This window comes from Staphylococcus caprae, assembly GCF_002902725.1.
GTDB classification, from domain to species: Bacteria; Bacillota; Bacilli; order Staphylococcales; family Staphylococcaceae; genus Staphylococcus; species Staphylococcus caprae.
The window spans coordinates 1-24,638 of record NZ_PPRT01000043.1; the positions used below are offsets into that span (position 1 = coordinate 1).

Annotated in this window: 20 protein-coding genes and 3 pseudogenes; 16 read left to right on the forward strand and 7 right to left on the reverse strand. The window is 33.1% G+C overall.

The window, feature by feature from the left end:
• The first annotated feature begins 216 nt into the window (after positions 1-216).
• The 4 genes and pseudogenes from CD155_RS09060 (at position 217) to CD155_RS09075 (ending at position 5,223) form a co-directional block, all read left to right on the forward strand.
• Positions 217-621, forward strand: a complete 405-nt coding sequence (locus CD155_RS09060; protein ID WP_103213125.1) for a hypothetical protein — start codon at positions 217-219, stop codon at positions 619-621.
• A 228-nt stretch (positions 622-849) separates the two neighbouring features.
• Positions 850-1,719 (forward strand): SDR family oxidoreductase, encoded by an 870-nt coding sequence (locus tag CD155_RS09065; protein WP_002444350.1) that lies wholly within the window; start codon positions 850-852, stop codon positions 1,717-1,719.
• Between the two features lie 274 nt (positions 1,720-1,993).
• Positions 1,994-2,554 (forward strand): sugar O-acetyltransferase, encoded by a 561-nt coding sequence (locus CD155_RS09070; protein ID WP_103213126.1) that lies wholly within the window; start codon positions 1,994-1,996, stop codon positions 2,552-2,554.
• Between the two features lie 163 nt (positions 2,555-2,717).
• A pseudogene (locus tag CD155_RS09075) lies at positions 2,718-5,223 on the forward strand (CDP-glycerol glycerophosphotransferase family protein).
• Between the two features lie 58 nt (positions 5,224-5,281).
• Here CD155_RS09075 and CD155_RS09080 read toward each other — a convergent pair.
• Both CD155_RS09080 and CD155_RS09085 read right to left on the reverse strand, forming a co-directional pair.
• Positions 5,282-6,217, reverse strand: a complete 936-nt coding sequence (locus CD155_RS09080; RefSeq protein ID WP_103213127.1) for an NAD-dependent epimerase/dehydratase family protein — start codon at positions 6,215-6,217, stop codon at positions 5,282-5,284.
• A gap of 195 nt (positions 6,218-6,412) precedes the next feature.
• Positions 6,413-7,480, reverse strand: a pseudogene (locus CD155_RS09085) (acyltransferase family protein).
• A 321-nt stretch (positions 7,481-7,801) separates the two neighbouring features.
• Here CD155_RS09085 and pruA point away from each other — a divergent pair.
• Positions 7,802-9,346, forward strand: a complete 1,545-nt coding sequence (gene pruA / locus CD155_RS09090) for an L-glutamate gamma-semialdehyde dehydrogenase (RefSeq protein WP_103213128.1) — start codon at positions 7,802-7,804, stop codon at positions 9,344-9,346.
• Positions 9,347-9,446: 100 nt separating this feature from the next.
• Here the strand turns inward: pruA and CD155_RS09095 are convergent, their stop codons facing one another.
• The gene (locus CD155_RS09095; RefSeq protein ID WP_002444342.1) at positions 9,447-9,998 is read right to left on the reverse strand and encodes a TetR family transcriptional regulator; all 552 of its coding nucleotides are present in this window, start codon (positions 9,996-9,998) and stop codon (positions 9,447-9,449) included.
• Between the two features lie 213 nt (positions 9,999-10,211).
• On the opposite strand from CD155_RS09095, the gene CD155_RS09100 reads away from it, so the two are divergent.
• From CD155_RS09100 to CD155_RS09115, 4 genes and pseudogenes are all read left to right on the forward strand, one after another.
• On the forward strand, positions 10,212-10,439 hold the full coding sequence (locus CD155_RS09100; RefSeq protein WP_037541676.1) for a FeoA family protein: 228 nt from the start codon (positions 10,212-10,214) through the stop codon (positions 10,437-10,439).
• A 5-nt stretch (positions 10,440-10,444) separates the two neighbouring features.
• Positions 10,445-12,440 (forward strand): annotated as a pseudogene (gene feoB / locus CD155_RS09105) (ferrous iron transport protein B).
• A 12-nt stretch (positions 12,441-12,452) separates the two neighbouring features.
• A complete protein-coding gene (locus CD155_RS09110; RefSeq protein WP_103213129.1) occupies positions 12,453-12,626 on the forward strand; it encodes a FeoB-associated Cys-rich membrane protein in 174 nt (57 codons plus the stop codon).
• Positions 12,627-12,815: 189 nt separating this feature from the next.
• Positions 12,816-13,280 carry a hypothetical protein gene (locus CD155_RS09115; RefSeq protein WP_070871719.1) on the forward strand — a complete coding sequence of 155 codons (465 nt, stop codon included), beginning with the start codon at positions 12,816-12,818 and terminating at the stop codon, positions 13,278-13,280.
• A gap of 158 nt (positions 13,281-13,438) precedes the next feature.
• Here the strand turns inward: CD155_RS09115 and CD155_RS09120 are convergent, their stop codons facing one another.
• Complete coding sequence (locus CD155_RS09120; protein ID WP_002444336.1) at positions 13,439-13,759, reverse strand: YrhK family protein; 321 nt, start codon at positions 13,757-13,759, stop codon at positions 13,439-13,441.
• 95 nt (positions 13,760-13,854) lie between these two features.
• Between CD155_RS09120 and CD155_RS09125 the strand changes: the two genes are divergently transcribed.
• On the forward strand, positions 13,855-14,373 hold the full coding sequence (locus tag CD155_RS09125; RefSeq protein ID WP_070871720.1) for a methylated-DNA--[protein]-cysteine S-methyltransferase: 519 nt from the start codon (positions 13,855-13,857) through the stop codon (positions 14,371-14,373).
• Between the two features lie 68 nt (positions 14,374-14,441).
• On the opposite strand, the gene CD155_RS09130 is transcribed toward CD155_RS09125, so the two are convergent.
• Positions 14,442-15,608: a hydroxymethylglutaryl-CoA synthase gene (locus CD155_RS09130; RefSeq protein WP_103213130.1), complete on the reverse strand. Its 1,167-nt coding sequence runs from the start codon at positions 15,606-15,608 to the stop codon at positions 14,442-14,444.
• Positions 15,609-15,851: 243 nt separating this feature from the next.
• On the opposite strand from CD155_RS09130, the gene CD155_RS09135 reads away from it, so the two are divergent.
• The gene (locus CD155_RS09135) at positions 15,852-17,129 is read left to right on the forward strand and encodes a hydroxymethylglutaryl-CoA reductase, degradative (RefSeq protein ID WP_103213131.1); all 1,278 of its coding nucleotides are present in this window, start codon (positions 15,852-15,854) and stop codon (positions 17,127-17,129) included.
• An 80-nt stretch (positions 17,130-17,209) separates the two neighbouring features.
• Here CD155_RS09135 and CD155_RS09140 read toward each other — a convergent pair whose 3' ends face one another.
• The gene (locus CD155_RS09140) at positions 17,210-17,644 is read right to left on the reverse strand and encodes a CHAP domain-containing protein (RefSeq protein WP_103213132.1); all 435 of its coding nucleotides are present in this window, start codon (positions 17,642-17,644) and stop codon (positions 17,210-17,212) included.
• 255 nt (positions 17,645-17,899) lie between these two features.
• Positions 17,900-18,115, reverse strand: coding sequence for a sterile alpha motif-like domain-containing protein (locus CD155_RS09145; protein WP_037541673.1), 216 nt, complete (start codon positions 18,113-18,115; stop codon positions 17,900-17,902).
• A gap of 188 nt (positions 18,116-18,303) precedes the next feature.
• Here CD155_RS09145 and cidR point away from each other — a divergent pair, with 188 nt between their 5' ends.
• The 5 genes from cidR to ptsG all read left to right on the forward strand — a co-directional run bounded on the left by cidR (position 18,304) and on the right by ptsG (position 24,558).
• Positions 18,304-19,185: a cidABC operon transcriptional activator CidR gene (gene cidR, locus CD155_RS09150; protein ID WP_103213133.1), complete on the forward strand. Its 882-nt coding sequence runs from the start codon at positions 18,304-18,306 to the stop codon at positions 19,183-19,185.
• A 222-nt stretch (positions 19,186-19,407) separates the two neighbouring features.
• Positions 19,408-19,800: a CidA/LrgA family protein gene (locus tag CD155_RS09155; RefSeq protein ID WP_037541672.1), complete on the forward strand. Its 393-nt coding sequence runs from the start codon at positions 19,408-19,410 to the stop codon at positions 19,798-19,800.
• Complete coding sequence (locus tag CD155_RS09160; protein WP_002444324.1) at positions 19,797-20,486, forward strand: LrgB family protein; 690 nt, start codon at positions 19,797-19,799, stop codon at positions 20,484-20,486. Before CD155_RS09155 ends, CD155_RS09160 begins: the two co-directional genes overlap by 4 nt.
• Before the next feature lie 46 nt (positions 20,487-20,532).
• The gene (locus CD155_RS09165; protein WP_002444321.1) at positions 20,533-22,272 is read left to right on the forward strand and encodes a pyruvate oxidase; all 1,740 of its coding nucleotides are present in this window, start codon (positions 20,533-20,535) and stop codon (positions 22,270-22,272) included.
• A gap of 258 nt (positions 22,273-22,530) precedes the next feature.
• Complete coding sequence (gene ptsG, locus CD155_RS09170; protein ID WP_103213134.1) at positions 22,531-24,558, forward strand: glucose-specific PTS transporter subunit IIBC; 2,028 nt, start codon at positions 22,531-22,533, stop codon at positions 24,556-24,558.
• The last annotated feature ends 80 nt before the right edge of the window (positions 24,559-24,638 follow it).

Genomic DNA, 24,638 nt, shown 5'->3' on the forward strand with positions numbered 1-24,638 from the left:
TATTATGTCTGGACATTATTTTATTGCTATTTTATTTATGGTAATGTATCTGATTATTCATATTATATTCTATAAGGCGCATCAAATTAAAAACGATAAAATTAGAGTTATGACTTTGTTAATCTTACCATTTCTTATGTTCTTTCTTATTATCATAACCATTCTAATAGATACTGGAATTGGCGCATTCTTGATAATTTATGGAGGGGTGGAAGTATGAAGCGTATTATTTTAATGATTCTTTTTGGATTTCCATTTAACTTTCTGTATATCGCATATATGTGTAACCCTTTAGTAGAAGAAAATAATCTTTTGTTTTCCTTTTCATATGTTTTAATGGGCATTGTAGCTATTATACCTATTATTATTGCCGCGCTTTACAAATGGGATAAAGATTTTTGGTTATTCACAAGCTTACAATGTACCAATATATTTATCTCATGTTTATTAACGCGATTATGTATTGATTTAAAGGCTTCAGCAGAAATATTTGAAATACAAGATGCTTCTGGTGCAGTTATAATGTGTTTCATGGCGCAATCAATAATTTTCGTTTTTTTTACAGGTTGGATTTCTACTGGACGAGAACTGTTTAAAATTTTTAAATCTAAAAAGCAATAATGGGATAATAACATTATTTAACGATCAAACTCATTTATATATTTTAACTTTTTAACGTCTGTAATATTACGTTGCATTATTATTTTTTGTTTTTATATACTTTATTTTGTTCAAAAATAAAATTTTGCTTGTAGGATTTCTTGAGGAAATCCTTTGTGTTGGGGCCCCGTGTTTGTTTTGGAGCTTATGTGGGAATGTGTTTTGTAAATGTAGAGGAGGTTGATTTTTGTGAGTTTATTGGATTTTCATAAGGAGATAAAAGGTTATACTCAGGATAGACAACCGGGGATTGAAGCGGATATGAATCCTAAACCAATTGCAGAGTTAGATGAATATAAAGCTGCAGGAAAGTTACAAGGTAAAGTAGCATTAATTACTGGCGGGGACTCTGGGATTGGTCGTTCAGTCGCAATCCTTTATGCGAAAGAGGGCGCAAACGTAGCGATAGGTTATTACGACGAACACCAAGATGCAGAAGACACTGTTCGACGCTTAGAAGAATTAGGTGTCAAAGCGAAAGCTTATGCACATGACTTAAAAGATGAAAAGCAATCTAAACAACTCATTGATAATGTCGTTAAAGATTTCGGTGGATTAAATATTTTAGTAAATAATGGTGGCGTTCAATTTCCTAGAGATAACTTTGAAGACATTACACCCGATCAAGTGAAAGAAACATTTATGACAAATATTTTCGGAATGATGTTCTTGTCACAAGCAGCTGTGCCACACTTATCAGAAGGCGATGCCATTATTAATACTACGAGTGTGACGGCTTATAGAGGTTCTGGACATCTGATTGATTATTCTGCTACGAAAGGTGCTATTGTCTCATTTACTCGCTCTCTTGCGACAACATTAATGGAGAAAAGTATTCGTGTAAATGCTGTAGCACCTGGTCCAATTTATACGCCATTAATTCCATCTACTTTTGATGAGGAAAAGGTTGAAAATCAAGGTGGCGGTACACCTATGGGACGTCGTGGTCAACCAGCAGAACTTGCGCCGTCTTATGTTTTCTTAGCTACACATGCTGATAGCTCTTATATCACTGGTCAAGTGATACACGTTAATGGTGGAGATTATATTACAACTTAATACGTTGAATTGTGGAGGCTGGGACATAATTAATTGTCTCAGCCTTCTTAACATATTGGCAGTAGATGTCTGAATTAAAAGTGCACTTATATCAAGCTTCTTTTAATCCTAGCCATCCTTGCCGGCGGGGCCCCAACACAGAGAATTTCTTTTTAAGAAATTCTACAAACAATGAAAGTTGGGAGAGGGACAACGAATATAATTTTGCTAAATTATATTTCTGTCCCACTCCCTTTTTAAAATAAATTGATTAAGCAAAGATTGAGGAATGTTTATGACTGAAAAGGAAAAAATGTTAGCACATCAATGGTATGATGCAAACTTTGATGAGGAATTAAAACAAGATAGATTGAAAGCGAAGGAATTATGCTTTGATTTGAATCACACGCGTCCAAGTGATGAAGAAAAACGAGACAGAATCATGAATGAATTATTTGGATATCAAACTGAGAACGTAGGTATCTCTATACCTTTTGATACTGACTATGGTTGGAATGTTAAATTTGGAAAAAATGTATTTATTAATACAAATTGTTATCTAATGGATGGTGGAGGTATTACATTTGGAGATAATGTCTTTATCGGACCTAATTGTGGCTTTTATACCGCTACGCATCCTTTAAATTATAAAGAACGTAATAAAGGTTTAGAACTCGCTGAACCTATTGTCGTAGGAAGCAATACTTGGTTTGGAGGACACGTGTCAGTGATGCCTGGCGTCACAATTGGAGACGGTAGTGTCATAGGTGCAGGTAGTGTTGTAACTAAAGATATACCTCCTAATAGTTTAGCGGTGGGTAATCCCTGTAAAGTAATCAAATCTATAGAACAATAGAAGCAGTGATAGAGTTTAGAATAAATTTACATTGAACATATATAACATTATATAAAAAAGATATATAATATTTTATGGATAAGGAAAGATAAATTTAAAGAGAAGTTTTAACACTCGCACATTTAAATTTATGTATATTAATGACATCTAAGAAGGGAAATCTATGAAAAATTTCAAAAACTTTATCGCTAATCAAAGTAGAAGAAAAATTAATTTTATTACATCTCCAATAAATATGATGAATAAATCAAATTATAATCATCAAGTGATGACTTACGCTAAATATTATGGTGATTTAAAAGTCAATGACCATCAAATTCTATATCAAGTGAGAAATGGTAAGAATATTACAGGTAATCCTTATGCAATATTTCTATACTTAGTTAACCATAAAGAATATAAAAGGTTTCTTCATAAATGGGTGGTCGATTCTAAAGAAACATTGAACTTCTATAAAAATAAATTTAAGAATTACAATAACGTAGACTTTGTCATTATAGACTCGAGTGATTATTTGAAATCACTTGCTGAAAGTAAATATTTAATTAACGATTCAACCTTTCCCTTATATTTTGCCAAAAAGGAAAATCAAATTTACATCAACACATGGCACGGGACACCTCTGAAATATATGGGATTAGATATGGACAACAATGTACAAGGATCACAGAACATTATTAAGAATTTTTTATCCAGCGATTATATAATCAGCTCAAATAGGCATACTACAAATATATTCAAAAGCGCATTTAACCTTCATCACATCTATAATGGAGAAATTCTTGAAAAAGGATACCCCAGAATTGACTTAACATTAAAAAATCAAAAATCTCAAATTTTTAATACATTGAAAGATCTTATTAGTGAAAATGAAGAGAAAATATTATTATATTGTTCGACATGGCGAGGAGAAGATTTAAATAATCCAGATATAAATATAGAAAGCATACTTAGTGAAGCAAAAGCGCTTGAAGCACATTTAAATTATAAAGTATTAGTAAAAGTACATCCTTTTATTTATGAAGAGGCTAAAAAGGATTGTGATTTGAAAAATTATTTAATTCCTGACTATGTTGATACCAACGAAGTATTAGCAATTGTTGATTTAATGGTTACAGATTATTCGAGTATTTTCTTTGATTATTTAGTAACGAATAAACCAATCATTTTTTATACTCCTGATTATGAGGACTATAAGTTCTGTAGGGAATGTATATTAATCCAAATGAATTGCCTGGTCCCGTTTGCACCCATATTGAAGATGTCATTTCTTCAATCAATAATAAAAGTTATGAAAATCATCAAATTAAAAGTAATTATGAAAAATTTAAAACGACTTATGTAAGTTTAGAAGACGGATATGCTTCTAAAAATATCGTTGAACATATTTTTAATCGAAAAGCGGAATCCCCAAAACGTAATACAACAGGAAAGAAAACAATTTTAATTTATCCAGGTGGAATGAAAAATAATGGCATCACTACATCAATCATTAATTTATTAGAAAATATTGACTATCATCAATATGATATTACGATATTTTTGAACTATAGTAAGAAAAAAGAAATGTTGAGCAATTTAGATAGAGTGAATCCAAATGTAAGAATTATATTTAGAAGAGGGCCATTACTTGCATCCTTAAAAGAGTGTTATAAGGTTGATTTTGTAAAACAAAGAGGGCTTCAATCATTTTTAGAAAAATTCCTCTACCCTAAAAAGGTATATCAACGAGAATTTAGAAAAATATTTGGAGATTCTCATTTTGATTATGCTATCGATTTTAGTGGTTATTCTATGTTTTGGGCTAATCTTATTTTAGCAAGTAATGCTAAACGTAAATTAGTTTATTTACATAGTGATATTAAAGCAGATATGGAAAGAAGAATTAATGGTGTGAGACCACATTATCAAAATTTAAAAGGTTTGGTTTCTCTTTATCCATATTTTGATAAACTCGTCAGCGTTTCCGAAGCTACGAGTCTTTTAAACAAAGAAAAAATAAATAATCCTTTATTAAGTGATAAGTATTGTTCTTCGAGAAATACGATTAACTTAAATAAGATACACACTTTAGTAGAAGATGATTCAGATCGATTCGAGAAAAATGGTGAGTCAGTCTTAATCAATATTAAAAATGGTAATGTTCAAACAGTTGAGTTTAGTTACAATGACTTTAAAATTGTGAGCATAGGGCGACTTTCTCCTGAAAAAGGATTTGATCTACTCATTAATGCTGTTGCTAAATTAGTGCCAAAATATCCAAACATAAAGTTATATATTATGGGTGAAGGACCATTAAAAAAATCTCTACAGTCGCTTATAAAAAAATTAAAAATGAGAAACCATGTGTTTTTATTAGGACACAGAAAAAATCCATTTTATGTGATGAAACAATCAAATTTATTTGCACTCACTTCTCATTACGAAGGACAATCAATGGTATTATTAGAAGCTTTAACTCTAGGAGTGAATGTTCTTGCATCAGATATTGTTGCTAATAGATATGTATTAAAGGATGCAAGTATGGCACACTTGTTATCAACGAGATAGAGGAGATTGCAAAAGGTATTGAAACATTCATATTAGGTCAAAATGAGAAATATGAAAAGTTTGATGCTGAAGCATATAATGACAAAGCTATTAAAGAATTCTATGATTTATTACAATAAAAATTAAAATCAAAACGGTTGGTCAGCTCATGATTCACCGTTTTGATTTTTTTAATGACTAATTTTTGCTATATGACACGTAAGCGTTAATACCACTATGAATATTAAATTGTGGTGAATAACCCAGATGCCTAAGTGGGGTAATATCTGCATATGAATGTTTGATATCACCTATTCGACATTCTTTATAAATGTGAGGAATGGTATAGCCAAAGACTTTTTCAAAGGATTTAAAAACAGCATTAAGAGATGTTTCGCTTCCAGTTCCAACATTGAATATCCCCCCATTAGTATCTTTAGAATAAAGGACTGTCCATATTGCTGAAACTAAATCATCTATATATACAAAATCACGCGTTTGTTCACCGTCACCATAAAACGTAAATTGTTTTTTATTCATAAATTTTTCATTAAGAATTGATAAAACGCCTGAATAATCAGAGTTCGGATTTTGTTTTGGTCCATAAACATTGAAAAATCTTAAACATACAGTAGGTACGTTATAGAGATGATGATAAATGTGAGCGTACTGTTCTCCAGAAAATTTTTGTATCGCATAAGGGGAAAGCGGGGCTACTTTAGAATTTATCGTTGATTTAGGTAGATCAGGCAAATCGCCATACACAGCGGCAGATGATGCGAAAATAAATTTTTTAATTTGACTATCCCATTTTCGTGTAGCTTCTAATAAATTAATCGTTGCATTAATATTGGTCTCGTTTGAGATAACAGGTTTTTCAATTGTTTCAACTACACTTACCATCGCAGCTAAGTGAAAGATATAATCAAATTGTTCTTTTTTAATTAACTCTGAAACAAATGCCACATCAGTAATATCTTTTAAATAAAAATGTTCTTTAGGTATGAAAGGAATATTTTCTAATCTTCCTGTACTAAGATTATCAATGACATGCACTTCCACACCTTCATGAGTTAACCGTTCTGAAATGTGTGACCCAATAAAACCTGCGCCTCCAGTAATTAAAGCTTTCATAGATGCACTTCCTTAAGATGTATTGAATAATTAACACTAACATTATACTATAATATTTTTATCTAATTTAACTAAATTTCAAGGTTGAGTATTGTTGAGTTAAGGATATTTTTCATAAACTAAAAAAAGACAAGTTCTATATAGATAGAACTTGCCTTTTATACTTTAACCGAAGAAAATTAGTCTTAATTTATTTTAATCCATATTATTATTTTGATAGCTTTCGTAAATATTTTCATATTTAATTTTTCCTATTCCACCTACAATGTATTTTCCAAATTTGAATAAATTAAAGAGATATCCAACTGTAATAGCTAGAGTAAGTGTAACGATGGTATTGAATAATACATTTTTAATGGGGTTACGACTCAGTAATCCTAAATCATGAACAAAGAAATAATGAATTAAGTAGATACAATAAGAATAATTACTAATAAATACAATAAATTTTGGTACATACTTAATATAAGAAGAGAAAAGGAAAAACAATAAAATTACCATTGTTACATAAATAGGAGTGTCCACTCTTTTTGATTCTACCCATGTGCTTATACTCAATATATAATTTAAAAACATAAAAATTATTGAGAGAAATGCTCCAATAATAATATGCCAAGTATAATCTTTGATTTTATTCATAAACGCTTCATAATAAGTTCCTATATAAAAGCCAAGCAAGAAATAGCTCAACCATCCTATGAATATCATCCATCCCTCACGATCCTATATAGCTGCTAATATTGGATTATTAGGAGGCGATATAAAAGTTCTCATGGCCCAATACATAGTAGTTATTAAAATTGATATTACAATCATTTTAATAGGATTTAGACCAATTAAGTATTTAGAAAATAGCCAATGTAGTAAATAAAATTGAAAAATGATTACTATAAAATATGTAACAGCTCCTCCGTGAAACATTGTATCTCCAACATGGAAGAGATATTCATGTAAATTTTTCGGTCTAAAGTAAAAATAGGAAATGCTTAAATTGATTATTACATAAGGTATCCCTAAATAGATTAATTTATTTTTGAAGAATCCTTTCTTTATCTTGGAACCATAATTTTTGGCTAGTAAGAATTCTGATATAAACACGAACATAGGTGTACTAAACATTAATAATAGTTGGAATAGTCGGAGAGATGTACTATGTGGAACGTCATGCATTTTTGAAAAAGTAGTGGTAATTGAGTGGATAATTACTATACTTAAACAAGCAATGGAACGCATCCAAAAAATTACAGATGTATAAGTTTTCATGTAGTGATACCTTTCTGAATTTATTTTGTTTTATAAAATACTGGCCCAGTCATTAATTGTATATAATAACCTTCTTGTTTTCAACAATATTTTTTAATATAAAAAGAATTAAATATATATACGATAATCATATTATTGACTATGATAAATCATTTGCTGTGAACTTATTTTCAAGACTTTTCTGATAATATAAATGTAAGCGATTGCAAAATCATGTTGTTACATAGTAGAATGAAATAAATGATATGAACTATCATTTAAATGTATGTCAATGTTTTGTGATTTTTTAATAAATTTAAAATACATAGGGGGTAAATGAGAATGGTAGTACCTTTCAAAAATGAACCTGGGATTGATTTTTCAGTTCAAGACAATGTAGATCGCTTTAATGAAGAATTGAAAAAGGTAAAAGGCCAACTTGGTCAAGATATTCCTTTAGTCATTAATGGAGAGAAAATTGATAAAAGCGACAAATTTGAGTCTTTAAACCCTGCAGATACATCTCAATTGGTTGCAAAAGTCTCTAAAGCTACAAAAGATGATGTGGAAAAGGCATTTAAAGCAGCTAATGAAGCATATCAATCATGGAAGAAATGGTCGCATAAAGATCGTGCTGAATTGTTATTACGTGTAGCAGCGATTATCCGTCGTCGCAAAGAAGAAATTTCAGCTGTTATGGTTTATGAAGCAGGTAAGCCATGGGATGAAGCGGTTGGTGATGCTGCTGAAGGTATCGACTTCATCGAATACTATGCACGTTCAATGATGGATTTAGCAGATGGTAAACCTGTATTAGATCGTGAAGGGGAACATAACAAATATTTCTACAAACCAATTGGTACAGGCGTTACAATCCCGCCTTGGAACTTCCCATTTGCAATTATGGCTGGTACAACTTTAGCTCCTGTAGTTGCAGGTAATACAGTGTTACTTAAACCTGCTGAAGACACTGTATTAACAGCATACAAATTAATCGAAATATTAGAAGAAGCTGGTCTACCTAAGGGCGTTGTCAACTTTGTCCCTGGTGATCCTAAAGACATTGGTGACTACTTAGTAGACCATAAAGACACACACTTTGTTACATTTACAGGTTCTCGTGCCACAGGTACACGTATATATGAACGTAGTTCAGTAGTTCAAGAAGGTCAACACTTCTTGAAACGTGTCATTGCTGAAATGGGTGGTAAAGATGCCATCGTTGTTGATGAGAACATAGATACAGATTTAGCTGCTGAAGCGATTGTAACTTCTGCATTTGGCTTCTCAGGACAAAAATGTTCAGCATGTTCACGCGCCATTGTTCATAAAGATGTACATGATGAAGTCCTTAAAAAAGCAGTTCAACTTACAAAAGATCTCACACTAGGTAATACTGAAAATAACACATTCATGGGACCAGTCATTAACCAAAAGCAATTCGACAAAATTAAAAATTATATCGAAATTGGTAAAGATGAAGGCCAATTAGAACAAGGTGGAGGCACTGATGATTCAACAGGTTACTTCATTGAACCAACTATCTTCTCAGGTCTTAAATCTTCTGACCGTATCATGCAAGAAGAAATCTTCGGACCAGTTGTTGGATTTATTAAAGTAGATAATTTCGATGAAGCCATCGATGTAGCGAATGACACAGAATATGGCTTAACTGGTGCTGTGATTACTAATAACCGTGAACATTGGATTAAAGCTGTGAACGAATATGATGTAGGTAACTTATATCTCAACCGTGGTTGTACTGCTGCAGTTGTTGGTTACCATCCATTTGGTGGCTTTAAAATGTCTGGTACAGATGCAAAAACAGGCAGCCCTGACTACTTATTAAACTTCTTAGAACAAAAAGTTGTTTCTGAAATGTTCTAAATAAAAATAATTTAGCCGTCATGATGAAGGTGAAACGCGTTCAATTACGTTCTATTCTTCAAATGACGGCTATTTTATATCACTTTTAATTGTAGATGGCTTACTCAGAAATGCTTAGATTAATCGCTTTATGAAAGACGGCGTCGATTTCTGAAGCTGGCCAATCAATATCTTCTTGTTTAATCCATTCCATAAATCCATCTAATGTCGAACCATAAATGTAAAAGACAAGATTTTCTGGGATTGCAGTATCTACAGAAATACGATGTATATTTTCTTTAATATCTGCCTTCATAATGTCTACACAAAATTCTCTAAATATTTTAGCGAATGAGACATCATCTTTTTGAACTTTCTCTATTCTTTCTAATTCTTCTTTATTCGTAAAGGTAGCTTCAATCGTTTGGAACGGATTATTTAAACGTTCTTTTAAATCTGTTGAAAAGTAGTCTTTAGTGAGTAATTTAAATAAATAGACTAATAAATCATATTTATCATAGAAATGTTTATAAAATGTTGTGCGATGAACCATCGCATGATTACATATCTGGTTAACTGAAATTACTTCAAAACTTCGTTTTTCTAGTAGTTCATAAAGACTTGTTGATAAAGCTTTTTTAGTTTTAATTACTCTTAAGTCATTTTCATTCATAACATAACCTCACATTAAAAATCTACACTGTATAGTTAGACTATAGCGATGATAATTTTATAACGCAACGATATTGATTAAAATAGTCGAATTTTACATATTTTCACCAAATCGACACATTTAACTTTTTGTAGATATTGTAAAAAATCACGTAGAGGCATATTCTTTTCTTAATGATAATGATTCTTAATTAGAGATAAAAAGGTGAGTATGATGTTGAATGTAAAGAATGGATTAAAAGACAAAAAATATAGAATCAAGCATATAGGAATTACAAATAAAAAAATGCTATATCGTTTAGGTGCTATGGGTGTAACTAAAGGTAGCGAAATCAGTATTAAGCAACAATGTTTGTTAAATGGACCAAGTATCGTTGAAATAAATGGGCAATATCTCAGTATAAGACAATCTGATGCACGCCTTATTGCATTGGAGGACTAATTTCGATGAGTGAGACTTTCTGTATATTAGGTAATCCAAATGTAGGTAAAACCTCTTTATTCAATGCTTTAACCGGTTCGTACGAATACGTAGGGAATTGGAGTGGGGTAACAGTAGAAAAAAAGATTGGTAAATTGAAAGGGAGTTTAGGTAGTTTAATTGATTTACCCGGTATTTATGACTTGTCACCGATATCTAAAGATGAAACAGTTGTCACTGATTATTTATTGACGACAAATTTCACAGGCGCAATCAATATTATTGACGCTAGTCAACTTAAGAGAAATATGCAACTCACTATTCAACTAATGGAATTAAATGTGCCATTAATTATTGGATTAAATATGGTCGATGTAGCGACACAAAGAGGTATTAAGATTCAATTTGATCAATTAATGAAAAGGTTAAAAATACCTATGTTCCCAATCGTGGCTCGAAAATCTAAAGGGACTAATGACATATTACATGAGTTAGAGTTTTTAAAGCCCGATGACAGACAAGTATTTAAAATTGATTATGGTAAAGAAATAGAAGATGCAATTGAACGCATGAGTTTAATTATAAAAACAAATTCAAACTTTCCAAAAGAACGCATTCGTTTTATAGCAATACAATAATTTACTCGATAACGTACAAATTTCTCAAAAATTAAGTGATGCAATTTTAGAACAAATCGCACCCATTAAACAAGAATTAAACCATCAATCAGATTTATATGCTCGTGAACATATTGAAAAGATACGCAATAACTATATCAATGAAATATTAGAAGGTGCAGTTGAATATCCTGAAGAAGAAAAGCAATTCCTCACTGCCACTATAGATAAACTTCTTATTAACAAGTACTTAGGGATCCCTATTTTTCTAGGTATTATGTGGCTTATTTTTCAAACGACATTCACATGGATAGGCACACCATTATCTGACCAGATGGATAGCTTCATTGGAGGGCCATTTACAGATTGGGTAAAGTTACTCATGAATGATTTGCATGTTTTGCCATTTCTTCAAGATTTAATTACGGACGGCATCATCGCTGGCGTAGGTTCAGTACTTGTCTTTGTGCCTCAAATCGTCGTGCTGTTCTTCTTTATTTCTTTATTAGAAGATTCGGGTTATATGGCAAGAATTGCCGTCTTAATGGATAAAACAATGGAAACAATTGGACTCAGTGGCAAATCATTTATTCCAATGATTATAGGATTTGGGTGTAATGTGCCAAGTATTATGGCTGCACGCAGTATTGAAAATGAAAAAGAACGTTTGATTACGATACTCATCGCACCTTTCATGTCTTGTTCAGCGCGTTTACCTGTCTATGCTTTATTTGTGGGCGTATTCTTTAAAGCTTATCAATCTCTAGTGGTGCTAAGTCTATATTTATTAGGAATTTTAGTCGCGTTGATTGTCAGCACGATTTTAAATCGCTGTATTTTAAAAAATTCAGATTCGATTTTTATTGTTGAGCTCCCTACTTATCGCGTACCATCCTTTAGAACACTCTGGAGAAGTACTTGGGAAAAGGCTAAAGGATTCGTAAGAAAAGCTGGTACGTTTATCTTTGGTGGTTCAGTAGTAATTTGGACTTTGACTTACATCGGCCCTCACGGTGTGAATGTGAAAATAAATCAAAGTTTTATACACATTTTAGGAGAGGCAGTGTCACCAATTATTGCACCCCTAGGTTTTGGTACATGGCAAGCCGGTGCAACATTAATTCCTGGATTTTTAGCTAAAGAAGTGATTATTAGTTCTATGGCAATTCTCTATTCATCCAGTGAAGATGGTTTGGTTCATGTTATCCAACAGCAATTCACACCATTATCTGCATATGCCTTTATGATATTCATATTACTCTATGTACCATGTATCTCTACAGTCGCAACGATTCGTAAAGAAACGTGTTCATGGAAATGGACATTATTCGCACTCATTTATCCGATTATTACTGCATATGGATTAACGCTAGCATTTTATCAAATAAGTAAATTATTTATATAAGGAAGTGATAATATGTACATCGCTATTAATATAATCATTTGTTTAGCGATATTTGGTTATACAGTCATGTCGCTTTATAAGTTCTTTAAACGGTCTAAGTCAGGGCAATGTGGCGGTTGTAAAACAGGTTGCCAGTGTGACCATTCCGCCTCAGACAAAGTAAAACCGACGCATTCTAAAATTTAAAGCTATTCATATAAACTTCTTCGTTTTCGAGTACGCCTCGTTAATGAAGAAGTTTTTATTATTAAGAAAAAGTTGAGTAATTATTAATTTACAAAAATAATGATTAATAATTTTAAAAAGTGATATATTATATGTAACTATAAATAGTAGTATTTAATTATTTTGCAGTAAACATGGAGGATTTGACTTATGAAAGGTAGCAAGAAGCTTGATAACTTATTAGAAGATAATAAGAAAAAATTAAAGAAATTATTTAAGTATGATAAGAAAGAAGCGTTATCATTCACGAAAGAAGATAGAGAAAAAGTCAAAGATAAGTTTGGGGTCTATGTTATTTTTGATCAAAAGAAACCGGTATTTGTAGGGCAAACAGGTGGTTACTCAACAACTTATAAGCCCATTTCTAAAGATTTATATACTAAGTTAGGTCAATATAATTCACAGTCTGATAGTGGTACGACGAAATTTAGAAAAGGGTTTGCGCAAAGCAACAATCTAGATACTTCTGATTTAAAAAGTATCACTGCAGAACAACATAGTTTAACGTTCCAATACATTAAAGTGAAAGATGAACCTACTTTTATTAATATTTTAGAACTTTTAGCTTTAGAATATGCGAAAGACAAAGGTTATCAGCTTTATAATTTTGAATAAGTAAACAAAAAGATACAGATGCAGGTCATAACATGTAATCTTTAATCATTCATTGAAGTATCGATATAAAATACGCTCTAAGAGAGCGGGACAGTAATAATAAATGATGTCCCAATCTCTTAGAGCTATTATTTTAGAATTTATGACTAGGTTGCGTCTTAAAGTTTAGATTGATGTTGTAATTCTTCTTGATATTTACGTTTATAAAATTTAGATAACTTGAGATCGTGAATAAATGAAATAACTGGTCGTGCTGTCATCTGCAGACTGCCTATGACAAAGAGTATAGTGCCAGCAACCATTGTTTGGTCACTAAAGAAGAAAAAGCTTCCCACTAGAAAGATTAAACCTAATACAATATCATTAATTTGATATAAAGCTTTGTAGAAAGTGGTAATTTGATTGGCACGATTTTGACTTTCAGAACTTAAATTATTTTTATTAAAATGAAGATCAACATCGTTTTTATGATGAATCATAGATATTCCCCCACATTATTTGATGTGTAAAGCATTCCCATTTCCATTTCTACTTAAACTCAACGCGTATGAGATAAATAAAAGGAGTTGTTACAATGCAATATCAAACGACATATCAATCACCACTAGGCCAATTACAGTTAATTAGCGATGGTACTTCGCTGACTCATCTTTTATATCCACATCAATATGAAAAAAATATTGATATGAAAGATGATTTACCTATTTTCACTAGCGCTAAACGATGGTTAGATCATTATTTTAATGGTGACGATCCAATGATAGATTTTCAATTATTGCCACAGGGAAGTAATTTTCAACAAGAGGTTTGGAATGAATTAACGACAATTAAGTATGGAGATTTAAAAACATATGGAGATATTGCGAAAATAGTAGGTCGGAAATTAAATAAATCAAAGATGTCAGCGCAAGCCGTTGGAGGTGCTGTAGGAAGCAATCCTATTTCAATCATCATACCGTGTCATCGTGTTGTTGGAAAAGATGGTAGTTTAACAGGTTATGGAGGCACAATTGATAACAAAATTAAATTGTTAGAAATTGAAAATGTCGATATGACAAAACTTTATCGTCCTAAACATAGTACAAAACCATAAGATAATAGAAAGGGAGTAGGATAGCGAAATCAATTTCGCTGGCCTACTCCCTTGCACTTTATTATTTTTTATTCTGGAATATGATATTCACGGATATCTTCTTGAATGTCTTTTAAGTAATAAATATCTTTGTCTTCATTAGATTGTTCAATCTCATGGTTAAAGTCTAAGTCGTCAAAACGTTTAAAGAATGATTCATATTCTTCAACAGATACTTCTGTACGATTGTTTAATAATGATTTATGACCTTCGATATCTAAATGTTTGTCGAAGCCATCAACAAGTGTTGCACTGAAGAATTCGCCTACAGAACCGGAACCATAACTAAATAATCCGATTGTTTGATCGCCTTTAAGGTCACGTGTCTCTAGTAATGAAATTAAGCTTAAGTATAATGATCCAGTATAAATATTACCGACGTAGCGATTATAATACACTGCATCTTCATAACCTGATTTCAAACGTTCTTGAGTCGTTTCATCAGCATTATCAATAATCGAATCTAATGCTTTTTTGCCCATTTTAGTAAATGGAACATGGAAACAAAGTGATTCAAAGTCAGATAATGATTTTCCTTGGCGACGTGCGTATTCATTCCAGCTTTCTTGGAAAGATTTGATATAAGCATCTTTAGACAATGCTCCGGCAACTAGTGGGTATTTATGCCCAGTTGGTCTCCAGAAATCATATACACCTTCAGTGTATGCAACAGCGTCATCGTTTAATTTTAAAATACTTGGTTCATGTGAAATCATCATTGCTACAGCACCGGCACCTTGTGTTGGTTCACCGCCAGAGTTAATACCATAACGTGCAGTGTCGCTTGCGATGACTAGTACCTTTTCATTAGGACGTTGTGCAAGGTAATCTTTAGCAAGTTGTATAGCTGGTGTTGCGGCATAACATGCTTCTTTCATTTCAAAGCAACGCGCGAAGGGTTGGATACCTAACAAATGATGTATCTGAACGGCAGCTGCCTTTGCATTATCGATGGCAGATTCAGTTGCGACGATAACCATTCCAATATTCTTTTTATCTTCGTCTGTTATAATATCCTTAGCAGCATTTGCTCCCATAGATACTATATCTTGGTTTACTGGGCTTACGGCCATCTCTGTTTGACCGATTCCAATGAGAAATTTATTTGGATCAACTTGGCGTGCTTCGGCGAGTTTTGCCATGTCTACATAATACTTTGGTACGTAAAAGTTTATTCTATCGATACCTATGTTCATAAGGCGAATCATCCTTTCATTTTTAAAAGTAGCATTAGTATCATATCAGAACGATACATTATTATACAATGAAATATAACAGAATAATTCATCAAAGTATAACAGAAATGTAAGCGTTTTACACGATAATTTGCTACCATGTAATCAATCGCATATGCGAAGTTTTAGGATCTTTAATTTTCAGGAAAATAATTATTAACAAGTTTAAAATAAATAGATAGACATATATAAAGGAGTATACTCATGAAAAGTTTAGAAAAGGGATTTAGACATTTATCGCGAGAAGACAAATTAAAACAATTAGTCGAATATGGTTGGCTTCATACTGATAATTATGAATCATTACTCAATCAACCACTTATAAATGAAGAAGTTGCGAACAGTTTAATAGAGAATGTCATTGGACAAGGCGCTTTACCAGTAGGACTATTACCGAAGATTGTGGTGGATGATAAAGAATATGTAGTGCCAATGATGGTAGAAGAACCTTCAGTCGTGGCAGCTGCGAGTTACGGGGCGAAATTAGTGAATCAAAGTGGAGGATTCAAAACGATTTCTAGTCAACGTCTAATGATAGGACAAATCGTCTTTGATGATGTGGATGACACTGAACAATTATCTTCAGATATTGAACGTCTTGAGTCTCAAATTCATCAAATTGCTGATGAAGCATACCCATCTATCAAAGAACGTGGTGGCGGTTATCAACGTATCGAAATTGATACATTTCCAGAACAGAATTTATTGTCACTGAAAGTATTCGTGGATACGAAGGACGCGATGGGTGCCAATATGTTAAATACGATACTTGAAGCTATTACAGCTCACCTTAAAAATGAATTCCCAGACAAAGAAGTATTAATGAGCATCTTATCAAATCACGCGACAGCTTCCGTTGTAAAAGTACAAGGTGAAATAGATGTTAAAGACTTAAATAGAGGAGAGAGAAGTGGCGAAGACGTAGCTTATCGAATGGGACGTGCATCGGTACTAGCACAAGTTGATATTCATCGTGCTGCTACTCACAATAAAGGAGTAATGAACGGTATTCATGCAGTAGTTCTAGCCACAGGTAACGATACTAGAGGCGCAGAAGCCAGTGCACACGCCTACGCAAGTCGTGATGGACACTACAGAGGTATCGCAACATGGGAATATGCTAAAGACCGTGGCAAATTGATTGGTACGATTGAAGTGCCAATGACATTAGCAATTGTTGGTGGCGGAACAAAAGTATTGCCAATTGCTAAAGCTTCTCTTGATTTATTAAATGTGGAAACAGCTCAAGAATTGGGACATGTTGTTGCTGCAGTGGGATTAGCCCAAAACTTCTCTGCATGTAGAGCGCTTGTATCTGAAGGCATTCAACAAGGACATATGAGCTTACAATACAAATCATTAGCCATTGTAGTTGGTGCCGAAGGGGAAGAAATTGCAAAAGTTGCAGAGGCATTAAAACAGGAACCTCGCGCCAATACAGCTAAAGCTAAAGAAATTTTAGAAAATATACGCCAATCATAATTAAAAAGCCATCAAACGGGTATGTTCTCCATATGTAATCATAAATATGGATAGATACTTGTTTGATGGCTTTATACATATTAATAAATGTAATTGTAGTGGCGTGCGGATGATTTACTGATAATACGTGTGCCATAACCTAAAGGCACGTTATAGTTATATTCCGAAATTTTGATGCTACCACTTTTATATACTCTTTCAACGACAGCAACATGGCCATAATAACCTGCAGTTGATTGCATCACAGCATATTTTCTTGGTTTGTGACCTGTTGAATAACCTGATCGACGTGCATTATAGTACCAGTTTTTAGCATTTCCCCATCTGTTAGAAACAGGTTTTCCTAATTGTACACGACGTTTATAGGCCCACCAAGTACATTGGTGTTTGTTGTAATAATTATATGAAGCAGCGTGAGATACGTGCGTTTGTTCATTTGTTTGATATGTCAAAGTTCCAGTGAACATCATTCCAGTAGCGATAATAATACGTGATAATAATTTTTTAAGTTTCATTTCTTCTCCCCAAAAAATGTATTTATTTATTAACCTCACTCATAATAATATTTAAAAATACGTAATACAATATAAGAAATGAATTATACAAGTAAATGTAATCCTCATGAAATATTGTGTCAGATTTTGTAATAAAGTTAATATTGTATGCAATTTATAATAGAAAAAGGCGCCCATAGGAGGACGCCTTGCGAGATGATAAACCCCATGTATTCTTGTATATGATAAATGTTAAAAGCATTGTTCCAACATCAATTATATACCGGTGAATTGGTTGAAAACAGCAAGTGCACGTTTGATACTCGTCACTGGTATGTTTTCAGGACATGGATTATTTCGAAAATATGTCAATATTTCACTATGGCTCTTCACTTCTTTAGGAAAATTGATATCTTGATTAATCCAATCAACCAATTCACCTAATGGTGTGTCATCACCAAGGAAATTTTGCATAAATTCGTAAAAGCTCAATTCCTCACCTCAAAAAATGTAATCTGAGCCAAAAACGATTATAACATATTTTCATTTGTTAAAAATACTTACTATATAAGAATGATTATACTGAATTGTATTCAAAAAAATTTTAATCACTAGAAAGGTCAATCTTATTGTATAATTAATTGTAGTTAATATTTATTTTTATAAAAGAGGGGATATGCTTGGATATTAAACATATGAAGTACTTTGTTGAAGTCGTCAAACAGGGTGGAATGACAAATGCTTCTAAATCACTATACATCGCACAGCCTACCATTAGTAAAGCGATTAAAGATATTGAAGCGGAAATGGCTGTCCCTTTATTCGATAGAAGTAAGAGAAATTTAGTCCTTACAGATGCGGGAAAGATTTTCTTTAATAAATGTAAGGAAATTATCGCCTTATATGATAATTTACCTACTGAGATTAATAGCATGTATGGTTTAGAATCAGGACATATTAATATTAGTATGTCAGCAGTCATGAGTATGCGTAAATTTATAGGTATATTAGGGGAATTTCACCAATTGTATCCGAATATTACATATAATCTGATTGAAAGTGGAGGAAAAACTACAGAGCACCTCATCTTAAATGATGAAGTTGATATCGGTGTTACGACTTTGCCAGTTGACCATCATTTATTCGAATCTATTTCACTTAATAAAGAAGATTTAAGAGTGGTGTTACACAGAGAACATCCGTTAGCACACAAATCTTCTATTAATATGGAAGAGTTAGCAGAAGAAAATTTTATATTATTTAATGAAGATTTTTATTTGAATGATAAAATTATTGAAAATGCTAAAAATGCAGGTTTTGTTCCCAATATGGCTTCCCAAATTTCTCAATGGAACGTAATAGAAAATCTTATTATAAATAAATTAGGTATTACCATTTTACCAGCAACGATTTCTGAATTACTTAACGACGACGTAAAAATGATTAAACTAGAAAATGCTAATACTGATTGGGAACTTGGCGTTGTGTGGAAGAAAGATAAACGTTTAAGTCATGCAACGAATAAATGGATAGAATTTTTAAAGGAAAACTTAACAGAATAAATTAAATCATTTCATTATGAGATTAAGAAAAACTGTCGATAGTGTACATCATTATTCGACAGTTTTTTTATCGGATTGTGCAAACGGTTTCATAGATTAGAGGAATAGAAAACATTCTGAATAGATATTTTCACTATAGAATCGCGAGCATTATAATAGATAGTAACACTGAAAAAAGTTAGTAACAATTTAGACACAATTTGATAGAAAGGGATGTTGATGATGGAGAGGGCTCGATTTTTGGTTAAATTAATACTTCAACTTGCACTCATCTTACTCATTACTTTTATAGGTACAGAAGTGCAGAAACTATTACACATCCCACTTGCAGGTAGTATCGTTGGTTTAATATTGTTCTTCTTTCTTTTACAGTTTAAGATTATTCCAGAAAGTTGGATTGATGTAGGGGCTAATTTCTTACTCAAGACAATGGTATTTTTCTTTATCCCATCAGTAGTAGGGATTATGGATGTTGCTTCTAATATTACATTGAATTACGTATTGTTCTTCATCGTTATTATTATTGGCACATGCTTAGTCGCTTTATCTTCAGGTTTCATCGCTGAAAAAATGGTAGGAAAAGACAAAATAACAAAAGGGACAGATCAGTCATGAATGATTACTTACAAGCCGTTCTCATGATATTATTAACCGTCGTTTTGTACTATGGTTCGAAGAGACTTCAAGATAAATATAAAAATCCATTTCTAAATCCCGCACTGATAGCTTCAATAGGGATAATAGTTGTATTATTGGTTTTTGGAGTGAGTTATAAAGGGTATATGAAAGGTGGTAATTGGATTAACCACGTTTTAAACGCTACAGTCGTTTGTCTTGCTTATCCGTTATACGAAAATAGACAGAAAATAAAGCAATATATATCTGTTATATTTGCAAGCGTGTTGACTGGTGTACTGCTCAATTTTGTGTTAGTATTTACAACGTTGAAAATCTTTGGTTATTCTAAGGACACGATTGTCACCCTATTACCAAGATCAATCACTGCTGCAGTTGGTATCGAAGTATCCCATGAATTGGGAGGCACAGATACGATGACTGTACTCTTTATTATAACTACAGGTTTAATCGGCAGTATTTTAGGTTCAATGTTATTGCGTATGGGAGGTTTTAAGTCCTCTATAGCCAGAGGATTAACTTATGGGAATGCTTCTCACGCCTTCGGTACAGCAAAGGCATTGGAATTAGATATAGAATCAGGAGCATTTAGTTCTATTGGTATGATTCTTACGGCTGTCATTAGCTCAGTCTTAATACCAATACTGATTTTAATGTTTTACTAAAGGGAAAGATGTACTCATATATTAGAAAGGGAGGCTATTTGTAAAAATGGCAAAAATCAAAGCAAACGAAGCATTAGTTAAAGCGTTACAAGCTTGGGACATCGACCATTTATATGGTATTCCAGGTGACTCAATCGACGCAGTAGTTGATAGTTTACGTACGGTAAGAGATCAATTTAAATTCTACCATGTACGTCACGAAGAAGTAGCAAGCTTAGCAGCTGCTAGTTACACTAAAATGACAGGTAAAATCGGTGTAGCATTAAGTATCGGTGGACCTGGTTTAGTTCACTTATTAAATGGTATGTACGATGCTAAAATGGATAACGTTCCTCAATTAATTTTATCTGGTCAAACAAACAGTACTTTATTAGGAACTAAAGCATTCCAAGAAACAAATCTTTCTAAATTATGTGAAGATGTTTCAGTATACAATCACCAAATTCAAAAAGGTGACAACGTATTCGAAATCATTAACGAAGCAATCCGCACTGCATATGAGAAAAAAGGTGTAGCAGTAGTTATTTGTCCAAATGACTTATTAACTCAAAAAATTAAAGATACAACTAACAGAGCGGTTGATACAACTAAACCAAAACCTGTATCACCAAAATTCAAGAGCATCAAAAAAGCTGCAAAATTAATCGATAAAGCTAAAAAACCAGTAATGATTATTGGTGTTGGTACACAACATGCTAAAGACGAATTACGTGAATTTGTTGAAGCAGCAAAAATTCCAGTAATTCACACATTACCAGCTAAAACAATCTTACCTGATGACCATCCATACAGCATTGGTAACTTAGGTAAAATTGGTACAAAAACATCTTATCAAACAATTCAAGATGCTGACTTATTAATCATGGCTGGTACAAACTACCCTTACGTAGATTACCTACCTAAGAAAAATATTAAAGCAATCCAAATTGATACAAACGAAGCTAATTTAGGTCACCGTTTCAATATCAATGTTGGTATCTTAGGCGACAGTAAAGTTGCTTTCCATCAACTAACTGAAAATATTAAACACGTAGCTAAACGTGCTTTCTTAGATAAAACATTAGAACGTAAAGCTGTTTGGGATAAATGGATGGAACAAGATAAGAACAATAATAAATCACCATTACGTCCAGAACGCTTAATGAAAGCAATCAATGCTAACTTAAAAGATGATGCAATCATCTCAGCAGATGTTGGTACTGCAACAGTTTGGTCAACACGTTACCTAAACTTATCAGTAAACAATAAATTCATCATCTCAAGTTGGTTAGGTACAATGGGTTGCGGTCTTCCAGGTGCTATGGCAGCTAAAATTGCATACCCTAATCGTCAAGCTGTAGCTATTGCTGGTGACGGTGCATTCCAAATGGTAATGCAAGACTTCGCAACTGCAGTTCAATATGATTTACCAATGACAATTTTCGTATTAAACAATAAACAATTATCATTCATTAAATATGAACAACAAGCTGCTGGTGAATTAGAATATGCGATTGATTTCTCTGACATGGATCACGCTAAATTCGCTGAAGCTGCTGGTGGTAAAGGTTATGTTGTTAGAGACGCTAGCCGTCTAGACGATATCGTAGAAGAAGCTATGGCTCAAGACGTTCCAACTATCGTTGACGTTCACGTTGATCCTAACGCTGCGCCATTACCAGGTAAAATCGTTAACGAAGAAGCGCTTGGTTACGGTAGATGGGCTTACAGATCAATCACTGAAGATAAAAACTTAGACTTTGATCAAATCCCACCAATCTCTGTAGCAGCTAAACGTTTCTTATAATAGTTGCTTCTTAAAGAACTCGGCTTATGCGTCGGGTTCTTTTTATTTGAAAAAATAAAGAATTGTCTTGTAAACGCTTAATCAAGTGTGTATACTAATTGTAAATAAATAGTAAACATTGCGTGTTACTGGTCATGCAGGCATGAGCAAATGAGAGTTTCCATTTTTCTAGATATCTAGAAAGTGATGGTCTTGTTTGTTCATGTCTTTTTTTATGCCAATGTACGCTTTTACTATAGATAGAGAGGAATGTTTAACATGTTTAAAAAGTTATTTGGGCAGTTACAACGTATTGGTAAAGCATTAATGCTTCCAGTTGCGATTCTACCTGCTGCCGGTTTACTTTTAGCAATAGGTACAGCTTTACAAGGCGATTCACTTCAACACTATTTACCATTCATAAAGAATGGTATTGTCCAACAGGTTGCTACGATGATGACAGGTGCTGGTGGAATTATTTTTGATAATCTACCAATCATATTCGCACTAGGTGTAGCCATTGGTCTTGCGAGCGGTGATGGTGTAGCAGCTATAGCAGCGTTTGTAGGATTTATCATTATGAATAAGACAATGGGAGCATTCTTACATATTACATCTGAGCAACTTGGTGATCCTTCTAAAGGTTATGCTAATGTACTTGGTATACCAACATTACAAACAGGTGTATTTGGCGGTATCATCGTAGGGGCGCTCGCCGCTTGGTGTTACAATAAGTTTTACAATATTTCATTACCATCATATTTAGGTTTCTTTGCAGGTAAACGCTTTGTACCTATTATGATGGCTACGACTTCGTTTATATTAGCTTTTCCAATGGCAATCATTTGGCCTTATATTCAAACGGGCCTAAATTCATTTAGTGAAGGATTGCTCGATTCTAATACAGGTTTAGCGGTATTTTTATTTGGTTTTATTAAGAGATTACTTATTCCTTTTGGATTGCATCATATCTTCCATGCGCCGTTCTGGTTTGAATTCGGTTCTTGGAAAAATGCAGCAGGAGACATTATCAGAGGGGATCAACGTATCTTTATAGAACAAATTCGTGAAGGCGCACACTTAACATCTGGTAAATTCATGCAAGGTGAGTTCCCAGTTATGATGTTTGGTTTACCTGCAGCAGCATTAGCGATTTATCACACAGCGAAGCCAGAAAATAAAAAGATAGTTGCTGGTTTAATGGGTTCAGCAGCATTAACTTCATTCTTAACAGGGATTACAGAGCCTTTAGAATTCTCATTCTTATTCGTTGCACCTTTATTATTCTTTATACATGCTGTACTTGATGGTTTAGCATTCTTAACTTTATATTTATTAGATGTTCATTTAGGTTATACATTCTCAGGAGGATTTATTGATTATGTTTTACTAGGCATCTTACCTAATAAAACGTCTTGGTGGTTAGTGATTCCAGTCGGTTTAGTGTATGCAGTCATTTACTATTTTGTATTTAGGTTCCTTATCACTAAATTTAACTTTAAGACCCCTGGCCGTGAAGATAAACAAACTGCTACCAAGAGTACCTCAACAAGTGAACTTCCATTTGCCGTTTTAGAAGCTATGGGTGGCAAAGAGAATATTAAACATTTAGACGCTTGTATCACGCGTTTAAGAGTTGAAGTAGAAGATAAATCTAAAGTAGATGTACAAGGTCTAAAAGCTTTAGGTGCTTCAGGTGTTCTAGAAGTTGGTAATAATATGCAAGCCATTTTCGGACCTAAATCAGACCAGATTAAGCATGACATGGCTAAAATTATGAGTGGTGAAATTACTAAACCTAGTGAAACGACAGTGACTGAAGATGTTTCTGATGAACCGATTCATGTCGAAGATGTGAGTGAAACAGAACTCTTTGCGCCTGGCCATGGTCACATCATCCCACTTTCTGAGGTTCCTGATAAGGTGTTCTCTGAAAAGATGATGGGTGATGGTGTAGGATTTATTCCGGAAAAGGGTGAAATCGTCGCACCTTTCGATGGTACAGTGAAAACCGTTTTCCCTACGAAACATGCAATTGGTCTAGAATCAGATTCAGGCGTAGAAGTATTGATTCACATTGGCATTGATACTGTAAAATTAAATGGCAAAGGTTTTGAGAGCCTAGTCCATGCCGATGAAACAGTGACGCAAGGTCAACCATTAATGAAGATTGACTTAGCTTACTTGAAAGAAAATGCTCCAAGTATCATTACACCAGTGATTATTACAAATCTAGGAGCGCGTACTTTAAATGTTGAAGACGTTAAAGAGGTTGATCCAGGAAAGGTCATGATGACAATTAAATAATAGCTAAGTGGAAGTGGGATAGACCCGTGTTGTAAGCCCGCTGTAAGATGACTAGGATTGGAAGTACTTAATATAAGTGT